This window comes from Proteiniborus sp. MB09-C3 (genome assembly GCF_030263895.1).
Lineage (GTDB): Bacteria > Bacillota > Clostridia > Tissierellales > Proteiniboraceae > Proteiniborus.
The window spans coordinates 3839595-3851534 of sequence record NZ_CP127161.1; the positions used below are offsets into that span (position 1 = coordinate 3839595).

At 31.3% G+C, this 11940-nt stretch carries 9 protein-coding genes; all 9 read right to left on the bottom strand.

What is annotated here, in order from left to right; all coding sequences use genetic code 11:
• Complete coding sequence (locus QO263_RS18710) at positions 1–1335, bottom strand: family 4 glycosyl hydrolase (RefSeq protein WP_285624836.1); 1335 nt, start codon at positions 1333–1335, stop codon at positions 1–3.
• A gap of 5 nt (positions 1336–1340) precedes the next feature.
• Positions 1341–2096 (bottom strand): MurR/RpiR family transcriptional regulator, encoded by a 756-nt coding sequence (locus QO263_RS18715; protein ID WP_285624839.1) that lies wholly within the window; start codon positions 2094–2096, stop codon positions 1341–1343.
• Positions 2097–2098: 2 nt separating this feature from the next.
• Positions 2099–3670: a PTS transporter subunit EIIC gene (locus QO263_RS18720; RefSeq protein WP_285624842.1), complete on the bottom strand. Its 1572-nt coding sequence runs from the start codon at positions 3668–3670 to the stop codon at positions 2099–2101.
• A 234-nt stretch (positions 3671–3904) separates the two neighbouring features.
• Positions 3905–4930 (bottom strand): DarT ssDNA thymidine ADP-ribosyltransferase family protein, encoded by a 1026-nt coding sequence (locus QO263_RS18725; RefSeq protein WP_285624845.1) that lies wholly within the window; start codon positions 4928–4930, stop codon positions 3905–3907.
• Positions 4931–4944: 14 nt separating this feature from the next.
• Complete coding sequence (locus QO263_RS18730; RefSeq protein WP_285624848.1) at positions 4945–5799, bottom strand: macro domain-containing protein; 855 nt, start codon at positions 5797–5799, stop codon at positions 4945–4947.
• A gap of 339 nt (positions 5800–6138) precedes the next feature.
• Positions 6139–7455 carry a reverse transcriptase domain-containing protein gene (locus QO263_RS18735; RefSeq protein WP_285624850.1) on the bottom strand — a complete coding sequence of 439 codons (1317 nt, stop codon included), beginning with the start codon at positions 7453–7455 and terminating at the stop codon, positions 6139–6141.
• Between the two features lie 425 nt (positions 7456–7880).
• Positions 7881–8336, bottom strand: coding sequence for a VanZ family protein (locus QO263_RS18740; protein ID WP_285624853.1), 456 nt, complete (start codon positions 8334–8336; stop codon positions 7881–7883).
• Positions 8337–8345: 9 nt separating this feature from the next.
• Complete coding sequence (locus tag QO263_RS18745; protein ID WP_285624855.1) at positions 8346–8834, bottom strand: COG2426 family protein; 489 nt, start codon at positions 8832–8834, stop codon at positions 8346–8348.
• A gap of 110 nt (positions 8835–8944) precedes the next feature.
• Positions 8945–11926, bottom strand: a complete 2982-nt coding sequence (locus tag QO263_RS18750) for an O-antigen ligase family protein (protein ID WP_285624857.1) — start codon at positions 11924–11926, stop codon at positions 8945–8947.
• Between the last annotated feature and the right edge of the window lie 14 nt (positions 11927–11940).

The following is an 11940-nucleotide window of genomic DNA, read 5'->3' on the forward strand; positions in this document are numbered from 1 at the left end:
CTACTTTAAATTCCAATAATCCTTATTGACCTCCATTAAATCATCTAATACAGCCCTAGCCTTTTCAGGCTTTGTAACTGCGCGATTTAAAGTAAGAGCTTCTAAGGCTTTTTGATAATTAGATTCTAAACATGCTTCTACAGTTAATTTTTCATAGGCATGCTGGTTCTCCATTAAGCCCTTATAGAAAGTCTTTATTTCTCCATATGGGTATAGCTTTGCTCCATCCTTTGATAATTCTCCAGCCACTTCTACAAAAGCATCCTCTGGCATATTAGGTATTATATCTCTGCCTTTATTTACACCCATTATTACGAATACCTTCTTTAAATCAAAGGCTATAGATTCAGCTACCTCTACCATCATATTGCCATGGACCTCACCTATTAGCAATGGTACACCTTCTAGTGAGCCCTGCTCTCTAGCTTGTTTACAAATATCTAGTACTTGCTTTTCACGGCCTCTCTTTGCTTCTTCAGCTCTAGTGAATTCAGGATTGCTGGCCTTTGCAATATCATCTGCAAAAAAATAATACTGTAAATAAGTATTTGGTAAATATTCAGGAAAGAATTCCATCATTCTATTTACATTTTTATAGGTGTCCAGCCACGACTGATCTCTTTGCTCTGCATTAAATGGTTTAAATTCATGGTCCAATAAATAATTCTTTAGCTTCGGTAAAAGATCTTCACCTGTTTTTGAATTGTATAGCTTAGTGAACCAGCCAAAATGATTAAGTCCAAAGTATCTAGGCTCTATATCATACATATCTACTTCTAATATTTTTGCAAAGGACTTTATCATAGAGTAAGGCTGATCGCACATGTTTAATATCTTATCATCATGTGGAAATACTTTAGATAAAGCTAATCCAACTATGGCTGCCGGGTTAGTATAGTTTAAAATCCAAGCATCTGGGGCAAATTCCCTAATCTTGTTTACCATATGAATCATAGGCTTAATAGATCTCATGCCATAGGCAAAGCCTCCGGGGCCACAGGTTTCTTGTCCCACTAGTCCATATTTTAGAGGTATTTTCTCATCATGGCTTCTCATCTCAAAGCCGCCAACTCTCATCTGCACAAATGCATAATCCATTCCTATATATGCCTTATCCTCATCATCTGTAAATATCAGCTCTACATCTGGACAATATTTTTGCATTGTAAGTCTGATGTAGTCTTCCTGTACATCTATTCTGCTTTTATCTATATCAAATAAAATTAATTTCTTAAGAGGAAATCTTTCTCTATAATTAACTAGACTACCAATGAGGGCTGGTGTTCTAGTACTTCCAGCACCTACAATAGTAACTGTTAATGGCCTGCGTTCCACTATAATCACTCCTTGTCTGTCATCTCAATGTAGGATATCAATATTTGCACTAAAGTGTGCAATCCGATTCTAGAAATCAAATCATTGTACTTTGTCTGAGTATCATCAGCAAAGCAAAACATATTATAATTTGCAATTTTCTGCAATGAGTTATTTGTAAAAGAGGTAAGGGCCACTACATCTACTCCCCTTGCTCTTGCAGTCTTGGCTATGGTCAAAATCTTTTCTGTCTCCCCAGATAAGGACATGACTATTATGGCCTCATCTAGGGAGAGAGAATCACCTAATACATCAATTATATTTGGGTCTGAAATCAGTATTGCCTTCACATTAAGCAGAGCAAGCCTAGAGCACAATAAATCCGCCATTGGCTTAGAAGCTCCTCTCCCTATTACATATACTATTCTTGAGCCCAGTATTTTCTTTACTATCTCTCTAATATTGTCCTTGCTTTGAAGAGATAAAGTCTTAGCCACTTCTGTATTGATGCCGTCTAATATCTCTTCAAAGGACAAATTAGGACTGTTCTTTTCTCTATCTTTTAGATAATCCTTTACATAGTACCTAAGCTCGCTATATCCCTCAAAACCAAGCTTTTTAGACAGATTGATAATAGAGGTTTTGGATACATAAAGAGCATCTGCTACTTCACTTGCAGAGGATCTCTGTATATTCCTCGGATTATTCATTATATATTCGACTATTTTCTTTTCAAGATCAGTTAACTCATCGTATCTCTCTGTCAATTTGCTCAGCTTCAATTCTATGCCAGCTCCCCTCTTAATTCCTTATCTACAGCATTCTTTACAAATTCCACATTTGGACCAAATACTATGTGGATATGATTCTTAGCTGGGAAGAATATTCCCGAAGTACCAGATTCCTTAAGTTTTTCCTTATTCACAATATGCATATCATTTAAATCTATTCTAAGTCTAGTAACGCAGTTTTCTACATTTACTATGTTTTGTCTTCCGCCTATGGCTTCTATTACTATCCGTGCAACCTCATCATATCTCTTTTCCTTTAATAGAGTATTATATTCTACTTCATCCTCTTCACGTCCAGGTGTAGGTATATGCCACTTCTTGATTGCCCAACTAAATGAGAAATACGTAATTATAGCTAATGGAATACCTACTATAAATAGATTATACCATGAAGTATTTTCATACATGAGACCAAATATTGCGAAGTCAAAAATAGTTCCTCTAATGTAGCCTACTCCCGTTTTTAAAGCTGCCAATGCTACTGCACCAGAGGCTGCTAAAACCACATACCAAACATAAAGTAATGGAGCAATAAATAAAAATGAAAACTCCATTGGCTCAGTAATATTACCTAAGAATGGTGTTAACACCATAGTCAAAATAATACCTTTTACGAATTTCTTATTTTTATGAAAAGAAGTTTTATACATTGCAAGACCTATGGCAGGAATCATAAATAGTGTAACCAGCATTTGGTTTTGAGCCATAAATCTAGTCAAGTTTGGTACCATTCCCCATGCCTCATGGGATGGTCCTAAATCAAATAGTATCTTATTAAGTGCAGGCAATACTCCTACAAATTCTTCACCTGCAATCATATATATTCCACCAGCTGGTGTAAATCTAAGCATTGCACTCCATACATGGTGTAGTCCAAAAGGTATTAAAAGCCTTACCATTACAATATTTAAAAATACTCCTATATATCCATTTAGAATAAGCGAAGACATGGATATAAGCCCTTTGGTTATAAACTGCCAGAAAAATGGGATTACAAGTCCAGCAACAATAGTAACTCCAATAGTAACTATAGGTACAAATTTCTTTCCGCTAAAGAAGGCGAAAGCTATTGGCAGCTCCTTCTCATGATATCTGTCAGTCAGCCATGCAGCTATAAGTCCACTTATAATACCACCTAATACATCAAGTCTAAGGGTCTGAATACCTAAAACCATTCCTTGACCAACTTGTGCCATTTGATCTGATGATGCCAAGTTACCTGTTGTCTTTAGCCATACATTGATAGTTGCATTTAAGATTAAATAAGAAATAATTGATGAAAATACAGAAATGCCTTTTTCCTTTTTAGATACTCCATAGGCAACACCCATGGCAAAAAGTATTGGAATATTAGTAAAGATTACATCTGCAATACTTCTTAAGCCAACTAAAACTGCTTGAAGAGCTGGATTCCCTAAAAAAGGCACCCTTTCAATCATGTACCCTTGCACCAAAGCCCCTGTCAGCCCTAATGCCATTCCTACCGGTGCCATTACAGCAATAGGCAATAGTAAAGAACGACCAAACCTTTGAATATTTTCACTAAGTCTCCCCTTCTTTGTCAACTTCCCCGCTCCTTTTCAGAATATTTTGAAAGCGCTTTCATAATAAGATTAATATATATATACTCAGAAAACAACATTTTATTTGTATTTGTGTCTTTGACCGTGTAGTTTTGCTTTGGTCAGTTTTTGTGACTAAAGTAAAAGCCCATATATTCTAAGGAATATTCATAGAATATATGGGTTTTCATTGTAATTTTTTCTTTGTTTTATTCAATACTAAGTATACCAATTTTACTACACTAATTCAAACTCATCTATTTTTAATGTATTTAAATACATTAAACAATTATCAAAACTTACCTCGAGCAATACTAAATTACTTTTCACCTTTGTTTTTGGTGCATAAGCTAATTTTATAGTATCACTATAGTCAAGCTTGGTATATCCTGATGTTCTTTCTAAAAATTCGAAATCATTTCCTAACCAATCAACATTAACATTAAATTCAATGTCTTCTCCATTAGCGGCAACATAATTATATCTATTGCTATTATCATTCAAATAAAAACAGAATCTACCTTCTTCATATTTTACATTTTTTATAAATATTCCATTGTTGAAAAAAAGGTCTGTCTCTGGCTTGTACATTATAATATTTTTATATTTGTTATATTTTTTGATTGAAGTCTTTTTTAATAAATATAATAATGTCTGTTTTTCTGCAATGCTCCTACAAGCTATCCCCCTAATGATATCTGAGATAGGGATTCCATTTTCTCGAACTACTTCTGTATGACGATATTGTTTTATATCACTTCCCTGTGAAAAAGGTCCATCATGAAATATTTTTTGAAAGTTTAAATATGCAAAATTTTCCGCTCCATCAAGTAAGTTTTCATTGTTATAAGCTCGCCCTGCTAGCCCCTTTTCTATAAACTTAACTCCATCCATTGATAAAGTTTTTTCCGCATCAAGTAGGAAGAAAACCGGAACAGGACAATTAGCATTTAAGTTGGTTTCTCTAATATGGGGTGGCTTATATCCTTCATTGTGATACTGCGTTGGCGTTTTAGGCCTCATGTATAACCTTGCGTATTTTGAAACTTCCTCATTTGTAATCTCAATTACTTGAGAACTCGCATTATCGGTAATCATAAGTTTTTCCTCATTAGCTTGTTTTCTTCCTAATATATATTCTCTATCAATAATACTTACTGCATTATGCACATCAGTAAAATGATATAAATATAATGGCCACCAGTTAATATTTTTATTTAATCTTTCCCTCTGCTCGTTTATAATTTCATTATAGGTCGTCATAAAAGCTCACCTACCTATTCACTAACGTATTGATATCCATTACTTTTCAGTAAGTTCTTATCACTATTGTTTACAATAATTATTGGTTGAACATATTCTAAACGTCTTAAAATATCTAACATAATCAAGCCATAATCTTCAAATCTATTCGGTAGCCTCTCAATATCTATAACCCCTACATCACGAATATAATTCCAAAAATCACACATGTCTTCTTCTGTTATCAATATCTCACTTCCATTAATCAGGTGAATCCCATCATCTTCCCACGATATATGTTTTAGCTCACCCTCTTCTACAAAAAGTTCATTATTAGTATTTATAACTTTTTTTATCTCTTCTTTTATAAAAGAAAATCCAAGGGATTTAACATTACTTCTTAACCAATTCTCCATTTCTAATGGCTGTTTATGTTCTGGATTTTCTTCTTTATAATTATCTAAATATATATATACTTGAATTGGAAGGTTTTTAAGATATTTTTCCATCATTGGTCCTACAACATCCCAATCTAAGCCCCCATTCCCACATCCTAGCTTTGGAAATGCAATCGATTCGACTCCAAGTTTCTCATAAGACTGTACAAATTTTTCTAGCCCCTTTTCTATATATTCTATTTTAGATGGTGAACGCCAGTGTCTTTTTGTCGGAAAGAGTAAAATCCACCTTTTATCTTTTTTCCATAACATAAGTTTTCCAATTTCTAAGTTATTATCATCGCATATTTCTTGATAGACTTTAAACATTTCAGGGTATCTATTCTTAAATTCCAAGGCTATACCTTTTCCCATAACACCTACTGTGTTAACCGTATTAACTAATACCTGTGCTGGGCTACTAAATATATCTCCTTTTATATATGTAAGCATATATAACCTCCTTCACGAAAAAAATCTAATCATAAAATTCATTAATTAATATTTTATCCATTATACTTTACAATAAATTACACTACTATTAATTAAGTATACATTCTTTGTTTTATTATATCATTCAAGCTCAATTAGAACAAGAGTTCGGAAAGATATCAAATGACACTCTGCGTAGTTTTTTAAGTAAGTAATTGAATTTTCAAAAATGTTCTAACCCAGTTATTTTTTTGTTTTCTTGGCTAAAAGTTAACATATAAGATTAAAAACATTTACATTAATATGAAATATTCTTAGGATACTACAACATTTTATATTATATCTTTTTTTGCATACTACCTATTCATCCTGGAGCCTTTTATGAATTTTTTGCCAATGTCTTTTAGTCTGATCATTTATTCTATTCTCCAAATAATTACTCTCCTGAAAGACTTTTTCAGACTTTCTTGCATATGTTATGAAGTTTCCATATCCTTTGTTAGATTTCTTGTCACCTAAATGAGTATATAATCTATACAATGACTTTTTAACAGCATTTCCTTCTTTTTCATCCTTGTATTTCTTAACAACTTTAACTTTTTTATAAGCTCTAGAATAATACTTGAATAGAGTCTTATCTCTTATCTTAACAACTTGTCCGTCAAAGCTAAATCCTAAATAGTTAATCACATCTTTATTGGAATTTAAATTAACTAATTTTCTGTCTGAATTTTTATTATAAAAAAAGTGTTCAGTTTTATCCATATTTAAGTTTAGCCTAGGTATAGTTCCTTTTACTTTATCAATCATTTCTATATGATGAATATGTATATCTTTATTTATATCTATTTCTTTCATAGGAATGACTATAATTAAATCATCACAATATCTTCTATATAAGCCTTTTCTACTTGTAACATAATCATTCATCTGTTTATCAAAGTCAATCATATAGACATTTGAATAAACAGAACTAATTGATGAACCTTGAGGTATTCCATAAGAGTTTTCATTTTTTTTCAAATATTCTTTTTTAAATTGTCTCAATTCTTGCGTATTAAAATATTTGAGGTCTCTTCTCATCTCCCTACTTTTTTTACCTTTTATTTTCTCTATATCTTCAAGCTCTATGTATGTATAATTAGTTATGTTTTTTAAAACTGAAAAATGATCATGTGGCAATCTATCTACCTTTAATATTTGTTTTAATTTCTCTTTTAGATATTCATGATCCAAATTATCAAAAAAACCTGTAAAATCACCAATAAATATAAAAGCGCTTTCATATTTTACTATAAATTCCAATGCTTCTCTTGCAAAATGAATATTGCATTTACCAGGTAACGTATTTCTATATGCCGTAGCTACTTTGTTTATTCCTTTATCTATTGCTATTCTATTATAGTAATCATTTGTAATCTGTCCATAATACTGATAAATAAATCTATCTATATGCGAAGAATAGAAAATATCTCTCTCTTTTATTTTTTCTTCTTTTGTTTTAGTATCTTTATTATAAACGTATTTATTAAATTTAATAATATAATGAATAAATGGATAAAACCCATGCGACTTTATCCATTCAGGACTTTCAATTAACTTTTTATATTTTTGATGGTTTTTCTTTATATCTAAATGAGTATACCGTTTGCTTTTAAAAACAGTTTTTTTCTTCATGTATTTCCTCCAAAAGAGCTTGTTAGCTATACGACCGGTAGATATCTAAAGCTAACAAGCATTTTAGTTACTGAACAATATTAAGTATTGATCTAAATCATACTAAATATTGTCCTCTACCATCCTCCAAAATACGATTTGGTATATGATTACATTATCAATAGTTATAATGAAATTGAACCATTAATAGGAGGTCATGGAATGTACAATATAACTCTTATACAATTCACATTATTATTCATAGTCAGATTCTTACTTGACTACGGATACAATTATCCCTTATGACAATAGTAAATATGATTTCATAAGGCATCTTCATTATATACTAAATAATCTATTTCTTCAATGTTTTAGCAATTTTATTTCCAATTATACAAACTATTTAGGGATTAACATAAATAACAAAGTGTTAAGATCATTTTAATTCATTTTTTACTAGATACTGAATAAACTATAATTCCAAAAATAGCTCCAACAGTATCAATAAGTACATCTTTAAACTGCCCACTTCTGCCAGAAATAAATAACTGGTGAATTTCATCACTTATAGCATAAAAAACGCATATTGTTAAAGCTAAGACTATTTTTCTATATCCATGCACATTTCCATATCTCTGAGTATTTATCACTAAAATCCCCAGTATCAAATAAGCAAAAAAATGTGCATTCTTTCTTGTGATATGATTAAAGTTCCCTAAATCAAGCTCTAAATCTGGGGCGACCCTTTCCACCGTTCTTATGATCTTCTCTGTTATCCCTGTACTTAAATCATTAGACTTCGTTGCTGACTGATGTGATAAATAAAAAATTAAAGCCATCCAAATAATAACTGCTATCCAAGAAAGTTTTTTTCTTAAGTTTATTCCATTACATTCTGTCATAATCCGTCTCTACCCAACAATCACCTTAAACACTTCGTAGCTGACTCCCATGATAATAATTCCAGCAATTAAGTTCCCTACAAATATAGCAGGAAATGCCCATTTGAATCTCATATCAAGAAGTGCTGCAGCTAGACTACCACTCCATACTCCAGTCCCTGGAAGAGGAATAGCCACAAATACAAGTAAACCCCATGCACCATACTTCTGGATTTTTCCGCTTTTATTGAAGGATTTAACTGTAATTTTATGTACTAGTTTTTTAAATGCTCTAGTCTTTTTCAAATGATTAAATATAGGGCGAATGGTGAACAAAATAAAAGGTACAGGTATCATACTTCCTATAAAACTTAATATAGTGGAATGAAGAGGAGACAACCCTAATGAAATACCCACTGGAATAGCTCCTCTAAGTTCTATAATAGGTAGTGCTGCTGTTAGCATTACTGTGAATTCTACTGATAAGAAACTAAATATCTCATTTAAAAATGATCCCATATACCATTCTCCTTACATGACTTAAACAAGTCCCTTAAAATCGTCTTTGAAAATAGACCCCAGCTATTTAGGAATAATCCCTTATATGCTGAGGTCTTTATAATTAAAAACTATTTTTTAAACATAATCACTTCTTCTAAGTCAATATAGCCGTCATCATTTCCGTTATGCTGAAATCCTAAATATTGAGTACCTGGCTCAATGTCTGAATCTGTCTTAAAGTCTAATTCGTACACAGTCCAATTTTCACCAAGTGCTAAATATCCTAAATCTCCTTGTGTCTTCTTTTCAGCATTATTATCATATACAAAAAATCTAAATGTATCTTCTTTTACATTACCTCTAGCTTTAAATAAGACCCTATATTCTGTATCAGGTTCTAATTTTAGATCATATGGAAATACTAAACCATACTTACTTCCATCATTAGTTACTCTAATGAAGCTACCATCTTGCTCCTCTTTCAGCTTATATTTGATGTTTCCACCTCTAGAATTATATGTAACTAACTTATCAATCTTTCCATCATCATTTATGTCTAAGTTAAAGTAGTAGGCAAAGTCAAGTGCATAGTTTTCGTCTATAATATATTCTTGGTTATTTAGATTCTCATAATTAAATTGTAAAAATCCTATTTTATATAATAGGTCTTCGTTATATGTAAGAGGTCTCAACGCTATAGAATTGATATTTTTTATCTGTTGTTTTACTCCATAGCCCTTTCCTAAAACATCTTTAGCTACATCTATATTACCTTGATCTACATAATGATAAAACGCAGTTAAATATGCATCACATTTTTGAGTATAGTTTTCTACTCTCATTGGTTGAAGATCTATTGACTTTTCTACTAGTTCTAAAGCTTTATCAACCTGTCCTATGCTCATAAAGAATGAACTTCCTACTGCATTCAATCTTGAATTATAACTTGCTAAACTTAGTCCCTTATCTACCGAATCTATTGCTTTATCTAGATAATCACGACTACCTGTTCCCTGATACATTGCCCTATAAAATGCACCTAAGTCCATCTTGTATTCAGCCATAAATGGATCAAGCTTTGATGCTTTTTCAAAATATTTAAGAGCTTCATTGATATTTTGTCTTTCATTTGCAGCCAATCCTTTTTCTTTGTAAGAATCACTTAATGCAAGTGATGATGAACCTATTATCACCAATATTAAAAAAGCAGAAAATATAATATCCATATAACCATACTTGGATTTAAGATTTTTGTCTTTTGGTCTATTAGGTATTACCTCTTTTCCTGGTATAATCAAAGCACTACCAGATAATATGCCAATAAATGCCCACAGTATATTTGTTAAAGAAACTAATGATAAATCAAAATCCATAAATGCATGTATAAGTATGCCAACTACTGCTGTAAAGATTGCAGAGACAACTATCTTATTATTTTCTAATTCTGCAATTCTATATAATTTAAAAAGTTTATATACTAAAATCAAAATTAAAACTATAAATAGCGCTAGTCCAACTATACCAACTTCTATCCACATCTGTAAAAAGTAATTGTGGGCTTGGGTAGTCCAATATGAGTATGATTGGTACATTTGATATAGTGTTAGCCAACCACCGCCACCAGTTCCTAATATAGGATAATCTTGTATTACCTTGAATGCATCTTTATAAAAAGCTATTCTGGCTTGAGAGCTATTTTCTCTTAAACTAATATTTTGAAATCTATTATAGATGTTTTCTGGTATATATTTGTACCTTAGAGGTACTTCTTTAATTAGTATACCATTTTTATCAAAAAGTGAAGCCTCAATATAAGTAATACCTGTACCTACATAGTAGTTATCAAAATTAATCCTAAGACTTTCTGTATTGTCTAATGTAATCAGTGGGATATTTAACTCTCCTTGGGGCTCCTTTATTTCAATCAAACTTACATTATCTACCTTTTCCTTATCATCGTCCAAGCCCACAAAATTTATTCTTACTCTACCAATATGCGACTTGTCTTTTGTATTAGTCCCTGTATATTTTATCTTTAGTTCATACTCTTGATTTGGAAGTATACCGCCTATACTTCTTGTAATAATAGTCCAATTATCCTTATCTGTATTGTTACTTAATGTAAGCTCTGTAGTAGTATTAAGTGCAATAACAGCTCCTATTCCCAGAAATATTAATATAGACATAACAAAAGTAAAAAGTAGCTTCATAGACACCTGCTGAAGCTTATGAGATATTAGTGACACTACATAGGTAAGTAATGCTGAAACTATTATTAGGCCAATAACTATCATCCAAAGCCCTGTACTTTTTCCATTCGCTAGCAACGCTGTAAACAAAAAAGCTAAAGGAACTGCTACTACTACATTAGTAGCTGTATATACAATAAGTTCTAGCTTTCTTTTGTTTGGAATAATGAAGAATAAGAGTATAAATAATATAGGTAAAATCAGCCACATTCCTCTTGAATATGTAAGTATAAAAGTAAATAGCATTAAAGAAGAACTTATCCCATATAATGCCTTGGTTTTTTTATTATCTTCTATAATAATTAAACCTATTATCAATACAAATACTGCTGCTAAATATGAAGCTAAAGTATTTGGGTATTGAAAGGTAGAACTTATCCTACCACTTATAACAGCACCATTGTACTCCCATGTTCCAATAGCAGAACCTATACCTACTAAAGTTATGCCTACAGCACTTAGGATTATAGTATTAAGTAAATATCTTTGATGCTTTTCATCGGATATTAAATCTCTAGCTAATATATATATAGCAAAATAATTTCCATACTTTAAAGCCTCTATAATAGCAAATCTTGTATTTACACCATATATTATAGAAACAAAGTACATTAGAGTTAAACATAAAACTAATATGTCTATACTAGATTTTATGAGCTTATAGTTTTTATCTTTATATTTATATGCTATCCATATCAAAGCTAATAAAAAAGAAAATATTTGTGCAGGTAGTAGTTCTGTTTCAAAAAACAGACCTCTAAAATATGGACCTAAAAAAAGTAATAAACATAGTCCCCAAAATACTAAATATTCAGTTGTAGAATTTGACTTTCTATTTATAGAAGCAGATTTTGCTACCATAGAGTTACCTCCAT